Consider the following 17,957-nt stretch of genomic DNA (forward strand, 5'->3'; position numbering starts at 1 on the left):
TTCATAATAACTTATACGTGTTAACATTCCCTTTTGTTTCATTTATTTCCTTCTACATTAAGCTGAGCCTTCCTTTTGAAAGATGATATCGGTCTCTACGGAAGTATTAATAAGGGAATGTTCGAGTGATCTCAAACGACACAGATCGAACATTCCCCCTATTCCCAACATATTCTTATTCCAATAATTTAGAGTGACATATTATAAATTTTAATGACATCTTCTCGATCCAATTTGTTAAAATTACCGAATGGGCCAAAACGTAGCGCCTTATCAGCCATCGCTTCAATTTGGCTTGCATCGATATCATAATCGCTTAAGCGACTTGGTGCACCAATGGAATTCCAGAATGAACGCAATGCCTCGATTCCTTCTAATCCAATCTGCTCATCACTTTTACCTGATGGATCAATATCAAATACTTGAATGGCTAGTCGTTTGAAGCGTGCAATATCGACGCTCTGATTATATGTCATCCAATTCGGGAATAGGATTGCCAATCCACCTCCATGTGGGATATCGTATACGGCCGATACCGCATGCTCAATATTATGAGTGGCCCAATCTCCGGACATCCCCATATTTAGTACACCATTCAATGCCATCGTGCCGCAGTACATAATCGTGGAACGCAACTCATAGTTCTCTAGATCTTCAATTAGCTTTGGAGCCGTATCAATCACTGTTCGTAGTATCGTCTCACAGAAGCCATCCTGAACGGGCGTATTATGCTCTGCATGGAAATAATGTTCTAACACATGAGACATGATATCTACCATACCATATACAGTCTGATCCTTCGGAAGTGAGAATGTATGTACAGGATCCAGAATGGAAAATGCCGGATAAGCGTATGAACTACCCCAACCCATTTTTTCTTGTGTCACTTCATTGGTTATCACAGACCCGCCATTCATTTCTGATCCGGTCGCCGCCATAGTCAATACTGTCCCTAAGGGAAGCGCTGCTTGTGGACTAGCTTTACGCTCTAAAAAGTCCCACATATCCCCATCATACTTCGCACCTACTGCAATCGCCTTAGCGCAGTCAAGAACACTTCCGCCTCCAACGGCCAGTATGAGTTCAATTCCCTTCGTTTTACACAAATCTACACCTTTATGAACTGTGGACAACCGTGGATTAGGCTCTACTCCACCTTGCTCAGTAACTTCAGCCCCAATCTCATTTAACAATGCTATAACATTATCATAGAGACCACTTCGCTTAATACTACCCCCACCATATAGGAATAATACCTTCGTACCATATTTAGGAACTTCCGTTTTAAGTGCAGCAAGCGTCCCTCTTCCAAAGATTAACTTGGTCGGATTATTAAATTCAAATGCTATCATGATATGTCTCGCCTCCGATAATTATTGGTAATTTCCCCAACGTACTATCAAGCCCTATTGCACATGGTTTGATAATACGTCACTCCTATAGTATAAACCTTTCCCTATACAGGAACAAACCGTCCTCCCTAAAGTGGAAGAACGGTCATTATCATTGATTATATTAGGATTGGTTATATCCCAAATGCTGTAGAAATGCCTTAAACGCTTGCTGTCCTGCTTCTGTTCTCTTGTAGACACCAGCATGACCCAGAATCTCTACAAATTTTTCGCCAACTTCATGCTGAACCAATTGCACAGCCGCATCTTTACTATATTGATTGCCATGTTCAGCGAGAAGTTCCTCGATCCATTCCAAATGTTGAGCCAACACAGGAACTTCTCCAGCTGTAGCAGATGTATACAGCAGTTCATCGCCACTTAGAATATCAGCTACCAAATCCAACTCTTCCTTCAGTCTTCCCGGTAATATAGCTAGACCCATCACTTCGATCAGGCCGATATTCTCTTTCTTAATATGATGCATTTCTGGATGAGGGTGGAAGATCCCATCTGGATACTGTTCATTCGTACGATTGTTACGAAGCACCAGAGCCATTTCATAAGCGCCGTCATCTGTACGATGAACAATCGGCGTAACGGTGTTATGAGGGACGTCCTCCCCTGACTCATTCTTTGTAAAGGCCAGAATATCTGCTTCTGGATCACTATATTGCTTCCATGATTCATAGATGTCATTGGCACTTTCGAGCAGGACCTGACTATCTTGTGAAGTAAGGCGCAATACGGACATCGGCCATTTCACAATACTTACAAATACTCCAGGGTATTTATTGTGCGTGAACACCGCTTCTTTGGGTGCATTCTGAATCGGGAACGTATGACGACCCCCTTGGAAATGATCATGTGTCAGAATTGAGCCACCAACGATAGGTAGATCCGCATTCGATCCAATGAAATAATGTGGAACTACATCTACGAAAGACAGAAGTCTTTTCAATGTATCCTTGGTCAATTTCATAGGTACATGATCACGATGAAAGATGATACTATGTTCATTGTAATAAACATATGGAGAGTATTGGAAATACCAAGGCTCTCCGTTCATCTCTAGCGGAATAACTCGTAGATTCTGACGTGCTGGATGATTAATCCGCCCGGCATATCCCACATTCTCCCGACATAGTTGGCAATTTGGATAGACAGGGGGCGGTAGTAGCTTAGCCATTGCGATCTCTTTCGGATTCTTCTCCGGTTTAGACAAGTTAATGGTCATTTCAATATCGCCATAAGCCGTCTCCTGCTTCCAGTATACATTCTTAGACACGCGGTCCATGCGAATGTAGTTGGAATCTATGCTCAATTTATAAAAGGTATCTGTGGCCGCTTCAATCCCGCGTTCAGCCGAAATAGCTTCAAACTCCGCAATCACTTCAGATGGACGAGCCATCAGAACCCCCATGATTTTGGCATCTAACAAATCCCGATAAGTATCACTATTCTCAGGAATTAGCCCAAGTTCATACCCATAGTTGATCAATACATCGATCATAGACTGTGGACTTCCTGCATGTGAATAATCTACTTCGCCTGCGAAAGGTTCGCTGAAACGAAAAAGCTCCATCAGCATGTTGCGACTATAATCAATATCCTCTTGCTTAATTAAGCTATGCTGGTAGGAAAAATGTACAAGACGCTCAATAGCATGTAAAACTTCATCTTGTTCAGGAGTTCTAGTTGCACTATCCATGTTCATCCCCCTTATTCTCCGTACCCTTGTGGGTGAGACTGATGCCAGCTCCAAGCACTTTGAATAATGTTCTCAAGACTATCATGTGTTGGCTTCCAACCAAGAACGGTACGAGCTTTCTCTGACGAAGCTACTAATACGGCAGGATCTCCAGCACGACGTGCTTGGGTTACTACAGGAATATCGAGTCCCGTTACTTTCTTAGCCGTTTCAATCACGTCTTTAACAGAGAATCCTTGTCCATTCCCAAGGTTAAATACGTTGCTGTCTTGACCACTTCGCAAATAAGTTACCGCACGGTAATGAGCATCTGCTAGATCACTCACATGGATATAATCACGAACACAAGTACCATCTGGTGTCGGGTAGTCCTCACCGAACACGGCAATGTTCTCACGCTGTTTCAGAGCAGCTTGCAATACCAGTGGGATCAGATGGCTCTCTGGTCGATGATCTTCACCAATACGTCCACTCTCATGTGCACCAGCTGCATTGAAATAGCGCAGTGCCACATATTTAATCCCTAGCACTTTATCGAACCATGACATCATACGCTCCATCATTAGCTTGGTCTCACCGTAGACATTCGTTGGCTCTGTACGATCACCTTCTACAATAGGTACCTTCTCTGGCTCGCCATAGGTTGCAGCAGTCGAAGAGAATACAATTTTACGAACATTCGCAGCATCCATCGCTTCAAGCAGACATAATGTACCGAATACGTTATTATCATAATATTTTACCGGATTCTGCATACTTTCACCGACAAGGGAATTCGCTGCGAAATGAATCACCGCATCAATCTCGTTCTCACTGAATAGCTTCGCGAGCAACTCCTTATCTCGTAAATCTCCCTCGTAAAGCTTACCTCCAAGTAGAGCCTCGCGATGACCTGTTTGTAGACTATCAATCACAACGACCTCTTCACCAATATCCAGTAATGCAGCCACGGTATGTGAACCGATATATCCCGCTCCGCCTGTTACCAAAATAGCCATCTTAGATCTCCTCCTTTAATTCTTTCACGCCATCGCCTACACCGCACACATAGAATTCGCCTTCGATTCCAGTTCTAGCTTTATAGTGATCGCCTACTTGCTGCACGAATTGCTCCACGGAATCTTCATGCACCAATGACACTGTACAGCCACCAAACCCAGCACCTGTCATCCGCGCGCCAAGTGTACCAGGAATCTTCTGCGCCTCTTCCACCATCACATCTAACTCTGTACAGCTCACTTCATACAAATCTCGTAAAGAATCATGAGATTGATTCATGAATTGACCAAATGTTTCAAGATCATTCTTACTTAGCGCTTCCACCGAATCAAGCACACGTTGATTCTCTTCAATAACATGCTGAGCCCGACGTCTTACCGTCTCATCTTGGATATGAGTCTGCAAAGTTTCGAATTGTTCTGGCTTTAAATGTGCCAAGTATTCCAATGATGGAATTTCTTGCTTTAGAATATCCAATGCGACTTCACATTGATGACGACGTTCATTATAGGCAGAATCTACGAGTCCTCTACGTTTGTTCGTATTCCCGATCACTAGCTTATAAGAACCCGTGCGGAAAGGAACATGTTTATACTCCAATGTATCGCACATGAGTAGAATAGCATGATCTTGTTTGCCGTTAGCAACCGCGAATTGATCCATTATACCGGAATTCACACCTACATACTGATTCTCTGCTCTTTGGGATAAACGTGCGATTTCTACGGTGTCCGTTTCTTTTCCTTCCAACGTCAAGATCGCATATGCTGTTACTACTTCAAGGGAGGCTGAGGATGAGAGCCCTGCACCATTTGGAATTTCTCCATAGAAGTACAAGTCATATCCTTTCGTCAACTTGCACCCAATCTTGCTCAGTTCAACAAGAACGCCAATAGGATAATCAACCCATTCGCCCGTTTTCTCTTTACCTATATCGTCCAAATCCAATGTCGCTTCAAATGAAATATTGCCAGAAACAAAATGAATCTTATCATCGTCTCTTTCTCTAATAATAAGAGTCGTACCAAATTCAAGTGCAGCTGGTAGAACATAACCACCATTATAATCAATATGCTCACCAATCAGATTCACTCGACCTGGTGCATTAAACACCCGCTCTGGATGATGACTTTCTCCAAATTTACTTATAAACGTTTCCTTCAGTTGTTGTATACTCACTAGCACTCACCAATCCTTTCAATATCGTTATGACCTACACTTAGTATAAAAGATACCATCCACTTTGATAATGCAATCATGTGTGCTTAATATGGATAAATGTGACCTATATATATATAATGATAACATATCATTCACATTCATATCAGGAACGAAGAGAGGGATAATACTCCTATGTCACTTCATTCAACCTATTCTGTAGCCGCTAACCCTGTCTCCCATGATGACAATTCACTTCATGTACTTTTTGCTGGGGAGAGCCAAACAAATTCTTTACATGCATTGGGTCCAAAGATCTATGATCATTATTTACTTCACTATGTGGAACGAGGAAAGGGAATCTTTCGGACTGAGCAACATACCTATGAACTACATGAAGGATCTTGTTTCCTCATCCACCCCGGGCAATTGGTCAGCTACGTCTCGGATATAGAGCAACCTTGGCGATATCGGTGGACAGCCTTTCTAGGGCAGGAAGCACAGCGACGGGTGGAAGATGCTGGTTTCGTAGTGTATCAGTCCGTATTCACCTCTACGAAAGAGAACCCTACAATCCCCTCCTCCATAGCTCAAATGCAAGAAGCCTTCTATACTAAAAAAGAATGTGCCCATATGACATCCCTTGGTTATCTATACCTCATTCTTGCTGAAGCACAGGATGAATTATCCAGCCAGTCACGGCTTACTGGCACAGAGTCCCAAGTGCAACGGACCGTTAAGCAGATGATTCTTTATATGTCTACGCAATTCGCACACCCTGTATCCATTGAACAGATGTGTGATAGTCTTGGATACAATCGCGCTTATCTTTCCCGAATTTTCAAGAAAGAAACAGGTTTCTCCCCAGTAACTTATTTATTGAAGCTACGGATTGATAAATCACGTCAACTATTACGTGAACGTCCTGAACTCTCAATTGAGCAGATCGCATCATCCGTCGGACTAACAGACGCTCTCTACTTCTCTCGTCAATTCAAACGATTCTGCGGCATGTCACCCAGTATGTATCGTAACGAAACAGGACGACAGCAGCGACTATAGAGGAAGTTCAAAAAGTCACCTTTTGATCACGAAGTATATCAAGAAGCTTACTCGACATCGAATATTGAATTCACCCGGCCCTTCCGGTGCTCACGTAGGTGCTGCCTACGCTCCGCTCCTCACTCCCTTGCTTCATCCAATCTTCTCGGCGCTGAAAAGTCGACTTTTTGAACACTCACTATAAGCGGAAGTTCAAATAGTCATCTTTTGATCACGCACTATAAGAGAGAAATTATCATCTACAAAAGAAAGCCTGCAATCCTTCTACGAAGAATAAGCAGGCTTTCTTTATTCGTATAATAATATGATCCCACTCAGTTCTCTGTCTTAAGGATATTCTCAATCCGATCCAACTCTTCTTGAGTGAATTCTAGATTGTCCAGAGCAGCCACATTATCTTCAATCTGACTGACACGACTTGCTCCAATTAATACAGATGTTACTTTGCCACCACGAAGTACCCATGACAATGCAAGTTGAGCTAGACTTTGGCCCCTTGTAGCTGCTAATTGATTGAGCGCATGCACTTTTCGCAGTGCTTCAGGTGTAATGTTATTCTCATTTAGAAAGACGGATGAACTCGCTGCCCGTGAATCCTCAGGAATACCATTCAAATATTTATTCGTAAGTAAACCTTGAGCAAGAGGGGAGAAAGCAATACTTCCAACTCCATTCTCTTCCAATACATCCTGTAGTCCTTTTTCAATCCAACGGTTTAGCATCGAGTAACTTGGTTGGTGAATAAGAAGTGGTGTACCTAACTGCTTCAGAATAGCTATCGCTTCTGCCGTTTGTTCAGCTGTGTAATTTGAAATACCTATATACAGGGCTTTTCCAGAACGAACGATGTGATCCAATGCCATCATAGTCTCTTCAAGCGGTGTCTCCGGATCAAATCGATGAGAATAGAAAATATCTACATACTCTAGATTCATTCGCTTCAGTGACTGATCTAGACTGGACACTAGGTTCTTGCGTGAACCCCATTCCCCGTAAGGTCCAGGCCACATATAGTATCCTGCTTTGGAAGATATCAGCAACTCATCACGATAGGGCTTCAAATCCTGTGCCAATACTCTACCGAATGTCTCTTCTGCTGAACCAGCAGGAGGGCCATAGTTATTTGCTAAATCGAAGTGAGTAATACCCAAATCGAATGATCTTCTGATCATACTTCGTGCATTCTCATATGTGTCGATGCCACCGAAATTATGCCATAGACCTAGAGTTACCGCTGGAAGCTTAAGCCCAGAACGACCACTGCGGTTATACTTCATCTTTGCGTAACGTTCTTCATTTGCGATATACACCATTACATATCCACCCTTCTATTTGCCAAAATAGTAGCTATCAGTCCGTGTTCAAAAAGTCATACTTATAATAACTTACTTACCTTATCCATTACTTCTGCAATGGGATCAGAAATAAGTAAATCAGCCTGATCATCGTGCGGCGTTGGATCTACATTAAGAAGGATCGTTCGATTTCCTCGGAAATAAGATATCAAGTTCGCTGCAGGATGTACAGTCAACGAAGTGCCACCAATGATAAGTAAATCGGCCGTTGAGATCGCCTCCATAGACTGGTACAATATTTGCCGGTCTAACGGTTCTTCATACAGTACGACATCTGGCTTAATGACAGCATCACAGGTTGAGCAACGCGGAACCTTTGCTTCACTTGCGATAATGACTCCCAAATCATAATACTGTGAACAACCCATACAATAATTACGATGAATAGATCCATGCAATTCTAACACGTTTGAGCTTCCTGCTTTTTGATGTAGCCCGTCAATATTTTGCGTAATAACCGTCTGTAACTTCCCTTGTTTCTCGAGAGCAGCCAGTAAATTGTGGCAAGCATTGGGGAGAGCGTGCTCATGGATCATCTTGCTGCGATAGAAATCATAGAACACTTCGGGATGTTCAACAAAGAAATGATGACTGAGCATCACTTCAGGCGGATAGGGCGAATGTTGCTCGCTTTGATACAGCCCTGCAGCAGAACGGAAATCAGGGATTCCACTCTCCGTCGATGTTCCCGCTCCTCCAAAAAATACAATTCTACTGTTCTCTTGAATCCAAGAGGCCAACGTTTCGATTTTTTGCATACTAGTTGTACCTCCTTCGCTCCCATATCTTTGAAAGATTAATTCGTTCCTTTTGCTAGATGATAAGCGTCCATATATTGCTCTGCTCTTAGGCGTACTTGATTCATATCACCCGTCTTAACCGCCTCTGCTGTAAGGTCTGATCCTATACTTACCGCCACAGCACCTGCTTTGATCCATTCTCCTAGATTCGAGAGCGACACACCTCCTGATGGCATGAAGTTCGCTTGAGGCATAGGTCCTTTCATTGTTTTGATGATCGATGGGTCAAATAGATTGCCAGGGAATAATTTCACGATGTCAACACCAAGCTCCAAAGCTTGTTGTACATCAGCTAACGTCATTAGCCCAGGCAAGACAGGTATACGATACAAATTACAGATTTTGATTGTTTCTGGATTCAGCGATGGTGCAACGACAAATTCAGCACCTGATAGTATCGCGGAACGTGCTGTTTGTGGTTCTAACACAGTACCTGCCCCAATAATAGCAAATTTGGATGGGTCAGTCGCATTCCAATGATATACCCGGCTCAGCTTTTCAATCGCATGTAATGCTCCAGGTACTGTCAGTGTCACTTCGATAACTTTAATTCCACCAGCAATAGCTTGCTCAGCCATTTCCACAACCTGATCTACAGAATTTCCTCGTAGTACTGCAACTACACCACTATCAATCATCTTTTGAATAAGTTGAATTTTTTTCACAATAACAGCTCCTAGTCCTAATTATATTAGTATTTCGTACATTATCTTTCAATGTGAGCCTTATTATTCAAACGAGCATCCACTTGTTCCCAAGTAGGTAACGCTTCCCAATCTCCCACTGCTTGGATGACCATAGATCCCATTAAATTACCAAGTCGTGTAGCCTCAATCGCTGAGTACCCTTTAAGCAGACCTGCAAGAAAACCCGCGCAGAATCCATCGCCTGCACCCACTGTATCTAATACCTGCTCTGCTTTGAAATAGGGGACTTCGTTAAGGACCCCTGCTTCCAATACATATGTCAAATCTGGTCCTCCCTTTATAATCGAGATTCCTGGTAACTGTGAGAGCTTCTCGAATATATAGGAAGTATCATCTGTATCATATAATAGTTGAAGCTCATCAAGTCCTGGAAGGAAATAATCCGCTTTCTCTGCAAGACGAAGAAGAACGGGGCGTGCCTCTTCCAATGACCATAACTTTAAGCGTAGGTTGGGATCGAAGCTAACCTTAACACCAGACTTTTTCGCGATATCGATTGCTGCTTCAACAGTTTCAAGACCAGATGCACTTATCGCAGCGGTAATACCCGTTACGTGTAGTATGCTCGCAGATTCAATATACATAGGATCCAAATGATAAGGCATCATCCGACTTGCTGCTGATCCCTTCCGATAATAATGTACTGAGGATTTGCCGGAGGCGTTCTCACGAATCATTAAGCCAGTAGGCTCCTCTTCGCTAAACAAGACCTGAGATACATCTACTCCCTCACCACGAACTGACTTATAGATCATATTCCCCATTGGGTCGTTCCCAAGCCTTCCAAACCAACCCGCACGGTGCCCTAAACGTGAAACGCCAATAGCAACATTACTCTCTGCTCCGCCAAACGATTTAGATAATGTTGACGCATATTCTAAGCCTCGGGAATCCTGTGCCGTAAAAAGGCCCATACTTTCACCGAACGTAACGATTTCCGGATGAAACTTTGCAACCGCTTGCATGAGATATCCTCCTCTATGTATTCTTTCTCTTCTTATTGTCGAACGAACCCACCAAGTTGTCAATGCTTGAGTTGATAAATTTAGTTCATCGCTTTGACACAAATTCATAAGATGAGAGCGTTTACCATTGTGATATAAATCACAATTGTTATAACAAGAAAGTAGTAATTTTAAATTATAGATAAATAAGAACCATTAGAGATACAAATACCTTTGGATAGGACGATGGGGGACGACTTTATGGATACGAGTATACTTAAACAAGGCGAGACTTATTTTCTCAACTTGCGATTTCTGCTTATTGTTACAGTATTTATAGCTAATGCTATTGAACCGCTAATCCTACAAATGAGCGGCCTCCATCAATTATTTCTATGGATACTGACCTTTCATATGCCGTTATTCGTTCTAGTCACGGGTTACTTCGCCAAATCAAGTTTAACAGGTAAAGTTGGCCGAAGAACATTAACACAAATCGGCTTACAGTATATTATTTTCCAAAGCATTTATTCATTTCTAGATTATACCTTTTTTCATGTTGCTAACACACATCATTCTTTTTTTGCCCCCTATTTATTGTTATGGTTTCTTGCAAGTCATATTTGTTGGCGTTTGATATCGATCTCAACGAGAAAACTTTCGCCTACTCAACAAATAATATTGTCTTTGATTCTAGGCGTGCTGGTAGGGTATTTACCCTTTGATGGTGTGTGGCTCAGCATCAGTCGAACTTTTGTCTTTCTACCTTTTTTCATTATAGGAACCCATTTTAATTTCTCTGTATTCATGGAGTTAATCACTACTTGGAGAAAAAGGGGATTCGCCTTTGTGTCCGTTGGTCTCTTTGTTATTCTTGGTTTATGGGGGTTGAATGTCCCTACGGGTTGGTTATTTGGAAGCATGACTTTTATACAACTTGGTCAACATGAATGGTATGCAGGAATATTCCGCATCGCTCTTTATATTCTTCAATTCATCTCTGCGGCTGCTTTTATGGCTTGGATTCCTATGATCGAAAGTCGAATAACCCATATGGGACGTCGTACGCTCTATGTATTCCTATTACATGGATTCATCATTAGATTGGCTAATATATCCGGTGTATATCAACATATTAACACTCCTGAAGCAGCTGTACTTCTCATTGTTACCGCTATAGCCTTAACCATACTATTAGCGCAACCATTTGTTACTCGTCTTGCACATCCTCTAGTGGAACCGTCTGTTCATTGGATCATTCATTTGGAGAATCGAGCATTCCGGCGTTCTTAGCACCCTCTATCCGTTTCACTCGGATTATTAGACACTGCCTCTATTATATCATTGGAGGTGGTGTCTTCCTTTTCCTCTACAATTGCTAGAAAAAGCATATCATTTATGATAGACTCTTTTAAAACCAACTAGGTGTTTACTCTGTTGCGTAACCGCGATCATGCGGGAAACACTATAATTTCATTTGGGGGAACTAGACATTATGCGACCAAAAAAAATGCGTTCAGACATGATTACGAAAGGCTTCGACCGTGCTCCACACCGCAGTTTATTGCGGGCAGCAGGCGTGAAGGAAGAAGATTTCGGCAAACCATTTATAGCGGTATGTAACTCTTATATCGACATCGTTCCAGGACATATCCACCTTCAAGAATTCGGTAAGATTGTTAAAGATGCTATCCGCGAAGCCGGAGGTGTTCCCTTTGAATTCAACACTATTGGTGTAGATGATGGTATCGCCATGGGACATATCGGTATGCGTTACTCTTTACCCAGTCGTGAGATCATTGCAGATTCAGTAGAAACCGTTGTTGCCGCTCACTGGTTCGATGGTATGGTCTGTATCCCGAACTGTGACAAAATCACACCAGGCATGATGATGGGTGCGCTTCGCGTGAATATCCCAACCATATTCGTTAGTGGTGGACCTATGAAGGCTGGTAAAGACAGTAATGGTCGCTCCATTTCCCTTACCTCTGTCTTTGAAGGTGTTGGAGCTCACTCCGTAGGTGCCTTATCTGACGAAGGTTTGCTCGAACTAGAACAATTCGGTTGTCCTACCTGTGGATCTTGCTCTGGTATGTTCACAGCCAACTCTATGAACTGCCTTGCTGAAGGACTTGGACTTGCACTACCAGGGAATGGTACCATCCTTGCAGTAGCTGAAGAACGGAAAGATTTCGTTAGACAATCCGCTACACAATTAATGGAACTGATCAAGCTAGATATCAAACCTAGAGATATCGTTACCATGGATGCCCTTGATAATGCATTCGCATTGGATATGGCAATGGGTGGTTCTACTAATACCGTATTGCACACACTAGCGCTAGCACACGAAGCTGAACTTGATTATCCGATTGAACGTATTAATGAAGTAGCCAATCGCGTGCCTCATTTAGCTAAGCTTGCTCCTGCTTCAGACTGGCACATCGAGGACCTTCATAATGCTGGTGGCGTAAGTGCTATAATTAATGAACTTCTGAAGAAACCAGGTGCCATTAACGGAGACTGTATTACGGTATCTGCCAAAACACTACGTGAAAATGTTGAAGGCTGTGAAATCATAGATCAGAATGTCATCCACCCTCTAGACAACCCACACTCCGAGCGCGGTGGACTTGCTGTCCTATTCGGTAATCTAGCTCCTGGAGGCTCTATCATTAAAGTGGGTGCCGTTGATGCTTCAGTAGGTGGCTACCACAAAGGGCCAGCCATCTGCTTCGATTCCCAGGATGAAGCATTACACGGCATTACCAATGGTAAAGTAAAAGAAGGACATGTCGTTGTCATTCGTTATGAAGGTCCTAAAGGTGGTCCAGGAATGCCAGAAATGCTTGCTCCAACTTCTCAAATTGTCGGCATGGGACTTGGTGCCAAAGTAGGACTTATCACTGATGGTCGCTTCTCTGGTGCATCTCGCGGAATAAGTATTGGACATATTTCTCCTGAAGCTGCTGAAGGCGGACCTATCGCTTTCGTTGAAGACGGGGATATCATCGAATTAGATCTTAACAATCGTACCATTCAACTCGAAATTGATGATGAAGAATTCGAACGCCGTCGTGCGAATTGGAAAGGTTTCGAACCGAAGGTGAAAACAGGATATCTTGCTCGTTACTCTAAATTGGTAACGAACGCCAGTTCCGGTGGTGTGCTTAAGGTCTAATATTCAAAAACATATAAGGGGAGTGTCCCATTAGTAGATTTCCCTACTGATGGAGCACTCCCCTTTTTACTATAAGTTCTATTTACATCGCAGACGATGGAGATCATTGCGATACATTTAATAATTCCGGACTATCAGTAGCTATAATCGTATTCATTACTTCTGAATTTACCTTACGATGCGATCCATTAACCGAGTAACGTTCGAACAGTAGATCCACAGGCATAATGATCATTTTGGGAACTAGTTTAGCAGGTGATTTCTTCAATCGATCCTGACCCGCTGGATGAATAACACTCATCAACACTTTCAGATATACGGTCGTTGATTTCGCAAACCAACCATTCGGTAGATCTCGAATGCTGAAACCAAACTTTTCAGGTCCACGATTAATCATACTTACACCATAAAGTGCCTTAGCATCCCTTAATCCAGCATTGTCCATTAACTGGTAGGCTAATGTCGGTAATTCTTTCTCCATTGTACGAATCATTTGAATGGCCAAATGCACTGTCGAACGCGAGTTGACGCCTATCCGAAATAACTTCTGATTATCAAAATGTAACTCAACAATCGGAGCACCCTTTTCCAATGTTGAGCCATTATCTAGAATTACCGTTTCCCCCTTATAGCGACGAAGCCGATAATGCAGAAATGGATCTGCCGGAGTTACTGTCTTAAGATGAAAGATGAAATGGAATACAACTTCCCACATTAGCCAGAGCTTCACAACGAATTGCTTCCCAATGGATAGTTTACTTTCAGGAGCGTTCTCCGTAACTTTAATCATTTCGTCAATACGAATACTTTGCAATTGCCGGCGTTCTGCCTCTTGTAGAACTTGCTCCAACGCTATTAACATTTGCTTGGGTGCATCAGGATTAGCACCGATGGTTGATCCACAATCATGAAGAAGCATTACTTCTCCAGGTTTAAGCTTGTTCAACATTCGCTTCGCTAATTTGTCTGCTCCCGTCTTCTCGCGCCAATCACCGAACATTGATGACCATAACACTATTTTATATTGACCACGTTTATAGACATCAAACATATTCACAATCCCCCAAGGTGGGCGATAGTAGGTGGCCCATTCCCCCGTTATGGAGAATATGATTTCAGCTGTCATCTTAATCTGTTTACGTACAGTTCCAGGACGCATAAACCAATTAGACTTGTGTATGTAGTTATGAATCCCAATAAGATGACCTTCTTCATGCATCCTTTTTAATAACTCAGGATGTTGTTCGGCATTTCTTCCAACTACAAAAAAAGTCGCCTTAGCATCATATCGCTTGAGTAAATCCAACAATTGTGGCGTATAACGAGGATCAGGACCATCATCAAAAGTAAGTGCAAATTCTCTTTCACTCTTCCCCTTACGAAACACTCTAAATCCAAATATTCGGGTGATCATACCCGGGATGAATGCATAGAAGGATGAAATATAAAACAACCATAGCATCAACGTCTGCACACCCATTCACCTTCTTTTCTCTGATTGACTTTGTTGTGCTGTCCTATATTAATAAGCTTATATTCTTTTATGTTCGGGCAAAAATCACTATTTATTATTTTATCATAATTTCCAATCAAATAGGTGTTTTTTAAAAAATCATGTACAATGAAACGAGCGATCTATTATCATTTTGCTAAAGGAGATGAGATTTAACTATGCTTCCTCTTTATAAGAAGTATTGGCGTACATTTTTTGATATCGCACTCATTGCTATGACCGTTTTTTTGACCATGTATATTTTCAGTAAGCTATACCAACTAGCCACACCTGTGTTCTTGTCTTTTCTAATCTTTTTAATGATCGAACCACTCGCTAAGCTTCTTCACAAAAAGGGATTAAACAAAGCATTGTCATCTGCCATTTCCGTTCTATTGTTTGTGCTCGTCATTCTTGGAATTATGTTAGGCGCTGGACTCATCGTCATATCTCAGATTTCAAATCTACAGGATAATTTACCCCATTATACGGTGATAATTCAAAAGCAGTTCACTTACTCTATGGATTTTCTACATACCAAAATAGACCTTCTGCCACCGAGCATTTTAGAAAAGGCAAATGAATACTTCACGCTATTAACTGATTTCGCTTCCGGTTTATTGGTTAATTCTTTCAAGTATTTCATTTCTATTTTCAGTTCATTTTCATCTTTCCTTGCCAACTTTGGGATCGCTATTATTTTAGCATTCTTCCTAAGCGTTGAGATTGAAAGCTGGCGCCGTATTGCAAACGATAAATTTCCTAAGACGATCAAGAATGCTTTCGTTTTTCTAAAAGAGAATGTGTTCAAGTCCATTGGCTCTTATCTTAAAGCCCAGATGATCATGGTCTTTATTTCCTTCGTACTTTTATATATCGGATTTTTAATATTAAACACAGGAAATTCATTAACACTAGCCCTAATTTGTGCCATGCTCGATATTCTCCCACTTGTTGGGATTCCGGTCATTTTCATTCCATGGATTATCTATTTATTCGTTGTGGGAAATACCAGCCTTGCTATTGGCTTATGCGTACTACTCATTGTTGTCTTGATTACGCGTCAATTGTTGGAACCCAAAATTGCAGGTAATTCCATTGGTGTAACCTCTGCCTTCTTAATGCTCTCTTTTATGATTATTTCACTATCTTTATTCGGAATCTCTGGATTAATTCTTTCTCCAATACTACTTATTCTGATCAAAGAACTATTGCAACAAGGATACCTTCAAAAGTGGATCAGACTGCCGCAAGAAGAATTTGAAGTATCTCCATTCGATATGAGTCAACGACCAGAAGCAGATAAGGAATCTGTAGCTGACGATAACAGCCCCATAATTTGACCAAAAAGTGCCGTTGCTTTGTTATTCGTATCAGGAGCTACATTCTGGAATAACACCGCAACGGCATATTCCGGCTGATTTACAGGACCATACCCTATGAACCATTGATTGTTCTTAGGGTTACCCTTTAATATAACTTGTGCTGTTCCAGATTTACCAGCTAGTGGCCATTCGGCATGGGCTAAGGATTTCCCAGTTCCTTCTGTAACCACCTTTCTCATCCATGAACTGAGGAGCCTTGCTGTTTCCGGTGATATGCTACTCCGAGTCTCAGGATAAGTATGAGTAGTCAATTTTTTCATAACCTGTCCATTATGATAAGAGATTCGTTCTAGAATCCGTGGTGCTTGAAGCTGACCTCTGTTAAGAAGTGTCACTACTAAATTGGCCGCTTGTAATGGCGTCATCGTCACATCCCGTTGTCCAATTCCAGTCTGAGCTCTCACCCCTCCATCATGTAAAGATGAAGAGTCAAAGATCGTTCCGGTTTCCTCATGATCCAAAGGCTTTAACACTGAATATCCAAGGATGTCATTATCTTCCCACCCTATCCTTCTTCCCATGCCAAGTGCCTGAGCAGTGCCTTCTATCTGTGCTGATTCAAGCCTCTCTGCTAATGTCGCAAACACAACATTACAGGACTCCGCATAAGCTTGCTCAAGTGTTAAGGTACCATGTCCTCCTTCTTTCCAACAGGATAATCCATACTTCTTATAATGACCGTTACAATGAAATTTCTCATTCGGCGATGTTACTCCCGCCTCCAATGCAGCAGCTGCAATGACTGTTTTAAAAATAGAGCCTGGTGTCGTAGCTTGTATCGCTTTGTTATTCCATTCGCCTATTCCCGGATGAATCGCCAATGGATTGTAGAAAGGAACAGACACCATTGCCATAATATCTGCGTTATGCGCGTCTAGAACAACTACCGCTCCCTGTTTCATTCCCGATTGGTTCGTAAGATTCTCAATTTGTTGCTGAAGACGCTTGTCGATCGTCGTTGTAAAACGTAAAGGATAGTAAGGATTATTTGGAGCCTTCACACGAATGCCAGCACCGGATAGGGGATTATTCCTTCCATCGACCGTATAATAAGCAATGGTTGGCCCAATCCCCCTTAGAAGCGGCTCCAATGTTTTCTCGAGCCCTGCTCCCCCGTGCTTCAGGTTCCCCCCCATATTCGTAAGGGCCGACTTCTCAGCCGATTGTGACAAGTATCCCAACCATTGCATTCCTGAAAGGTTGTCGCTATATCTTTTTCGATAAGGTAACACTTTAATACCACTTACGTCCATTTGTGTAATGAGATTAGCCTGAGATACACTTAGAGACATAGGACCATCTCCTACGTTACTTCGCCATGCTGAAGGCTCTCGCAGATTCTGCCATGCCTGATGAAATGAGAGCGCGCTTGTACCTAAACTTTCTGCAATCTGCTCTAGCTTTGTTTCCACTAATCCGCTCTTAACTGAGCTTCTATCGACGGGGAATAATATGGCTGCTGGAATAGTTTCATCCGTTAATGACTCCCCATGTCGATCAGTAAATGTCCCACGACCAGAATCAAGCACGACTGCTCGTTCTCTTTGGAGTACGGACATCTCTTGGAGCGTATATTTACTATTGGGTAATAGCATAGTTTTCATGAATATTTGAATATATACCAATCGGAACAATAGTATAACCATCATTCCTGTCAGTATCACTAGACTATAAAAGATACGTTTCTTTTGCTGAAGGTTCACAATTATTCCTCTTTTACTTTTTACTTATATTGTTTCCCTTTCTACAACTATTTCATCCTTCTCTTCTGT

General features: G+C 42.1%; 14 protein-coding genes. 4 read left to right on the forward strand and 10 right to left on the reverse strand.

Annotated elements, in window-relative coordinates:
- Positions 1-188: 188 nt before the first annotated feature.
- From ACP8HI_RS15065 to ACP8HI_RS15080, 4 genes are all read right to left on the reverse strand, one after another.
- Complete coding sequence (locus ACP8HI_RS15065) at positions 189-1,352, reverse strand: iron-containing alcohol dehydrogenase (protein ID WP_438347040.1); 1,164 nt, start codon at positions 1,350-1,352, stop codon at positions 189-191.
- A gap of 163 nt (positions 1,353-1,515) precedes the next feature.
- Positions 1,516-3,102 (reverse strand): UDP-glucose--hexose-1-phosphate uridylyltransferase, encoded by a 1,587-nt coding sequence (locus ACP8HI_RS15070; RefSeq protein ID WP_438347041.1) that lies wholly within the window; start codon positions 3,100-3,102, stop codon positions 1,516-1,518.
- Between the two features lie 11 nt (positions 3,103-3,113).
- On the reverse strand, positions 3,114-4,100 hold the full coding sequence (gene galE / locus ACP8HI_RS15075) for a UDP-glucose 4-epimerase GalE (protein ID WP_438347042.1): 987 nt from the start codon (positions 4,098-4,100) through the stop codon (positions 3,114-3,116).
- A 1-nt stretch (position 4,101) separates the two neighbouring features.
- Positions 4,102-5,280 (reverse strand): galactokinase, encoded by a 1,179-nt coding sequence (locus ACP8HI_RS15080; protein ID WP_438347043.1) that lies wholly within the window; start codon positions 5,278-5,280, stop codon positions 4,102-4,104.
- 174 nt (positions 5,281-5,454) lie between these two features.
- Between ACP8HI_RS15080 and ACP8HI_RS15085 the strand changes: the two genes are divergently transcribed.
- Positions 5,455-6,321 carry a helix-turn-helix domain-containing protein gene (locus tag ACP8HI_RS15085; RefSeq protein ID WP_438347044.1) on the forward strand — a complete coding sequence of 289 codons (867 nt, stop codon included), beginning with the start codon at positions 5,455-5,457 and terminating at the stop codon, positions 6,319-6,321.
- A gap of 314 nt (positions 6,322-6,635) precedes the next feature.
- On the opposite strand, the gene mgrA is transcribed toward ACP8HI_RS15085, so the two are convergent.
- The 4 genes from mgrA to ACP8HI_RS15105 all read right to left on the reverse strand — a co-directional run bounded on the left by mgrA (position 6,636) and on the right by ACP8HI_RS15105 (position 10,148).
- Positions 6,636-7,634, reverse strand: a complete 999-nt coding sequence (mgrA, locus tag ACP8HI_RS15090; protein ID WP_438347045.1) for an L-glyceraldehyde 3-phosphate reductase — start codon at positions 7,632-7,634, stop codon at positions 6,636-6,638.
- Between the two features lie 62 nt (positions 7,635-7,696).
- The gene (locus ACP8HI_RS15095) at positions 7,697-8,434 is read right to left on the reverse strand and encodes an NAD-dependent protein deacylase (RefSeq protein ID WP_438347046.1); all 738 of its coding nucleotides are present in this window, start codon (positions 8,432-8,434) and stop codon (positions 7,697-7,699) included.
- Between the two features lie 38 nt (positions 8,435-8,472).
- Positions 8,473-9,141, reverse strand: coding sequence for a bifunctional 2-keto-4-hydroxyglutarate aldolase/2-keto-3-deoxy-6-phosphogluconate aldolase (locus tag ACP8HI_RS15100; protein ID WP_438347047.1), 669 nt, complete (start codon positions 9,139-9,141; stop codon positions 8,473-8,475).
- Positions 9,142-9,182: 41 nt separating this feature from the next.
- A complete protein-coding gene (locus ACP8HI_RS15105; RefSeq protein WP_438347048.1) occupies positions 9,183-10,148 on the reverse strand; it encodes a sugar kinase in 966 nt (321 codons plus the stop codon).
- Between the two features lie 240 nt (positions 10,149-10,388).
- On the opposite strand from ACP8HI_RS15105, the gene ACP8HI_RS15110 reads away from it, so the two are divergent.
- The gene (locus ACP8HI_RS15110) at positions 10,389-11,420 is read left to right on the forward strand and encodes an acyltransferase family protein (protein WP_438347049.1); all 1,032 of its coding nucleotides are present in this window, start codon (positions 10,389-10,391) and stop codon (positions 11,418-11,420) included.
- Positions 11,421-11,622: 202 nt separating this feature from the next.
- The gene (ilvD, locus tag ACP8HI_RS15115) at positions 11,623-13,308 is read left to right on the forward strand and encodes a dihydroxy-acid dehydratase (protein WP_438347050.1); all 1,686 of its coding nucleotides are present in this window, start codon (positions 11,623-11,625) and stop codon (positions 13,306-13,308) included.
- A 103-nt stretch (positions 13,309-13,411) separates the two neighbouring features.
- On the opposite strand, the gene ACP8HI_RS15120 is transcribed toward ilvD, so the two are convergent.
- Positions 13,412-14,782 carry a polysaccharide deacetylase family protein gene (locus ACP8HI_RS15120; protein ID WP_438347051.1) on the reverse strand — a complete coding sequence of 457 codons (1,371 nt, stop codon included), beginning with the start codon at positions 14,780-14,782 and terminating at the stop codon, positions 13,412-13,414.
- Positions 14,783-14,979: 197 nt separating this feature from the next.
- On the opposite strand from ACP8HI_RS15120, the gene ACP8HI_RS15125 reads away from it, so the two are divergent.
- Positions 14,980-16,143 (forward strand): AI-2E family transporter, encoded by a 1,164-nt coding sequence (locus ACP8HI_RS15125; protein WP_438347052.1) that lies wholly within the window; start codon positions 14,980-14,982, stop codon positions 16,141-16,143.
- Here ACP8HI_RS15125 and ACP8HI_RS15130 read toward each other — a convergent pair.
- Positions 16,086-17,888 (reverse strand): peptidoglycan D,D-transpeptidase FtsI family protein, encoded by a 1,803-nt coding sequence (locus ACP8HI_RS15130; RefSeq protein WP_438347053.1) that lies wholly within the window; start codon positions 17,886-17,888, stop codon positions 16,086-16,088. The genes ACP8HI_RS15125 and ACP8HI_RS15130 overlap by 58 nt on opposite strands.
- Positions 17,889-17,957 lie beyond the last annotated feature (69 nt).

Source organism: Paenibacillus sp. FA6 (assembly GCF_051550225.1).
Classification (GTDB): Bacteria; Bacillota; Bacilli; order Paenibacillales; family Paenibacillaceae; genus Paenibacillus_AQ.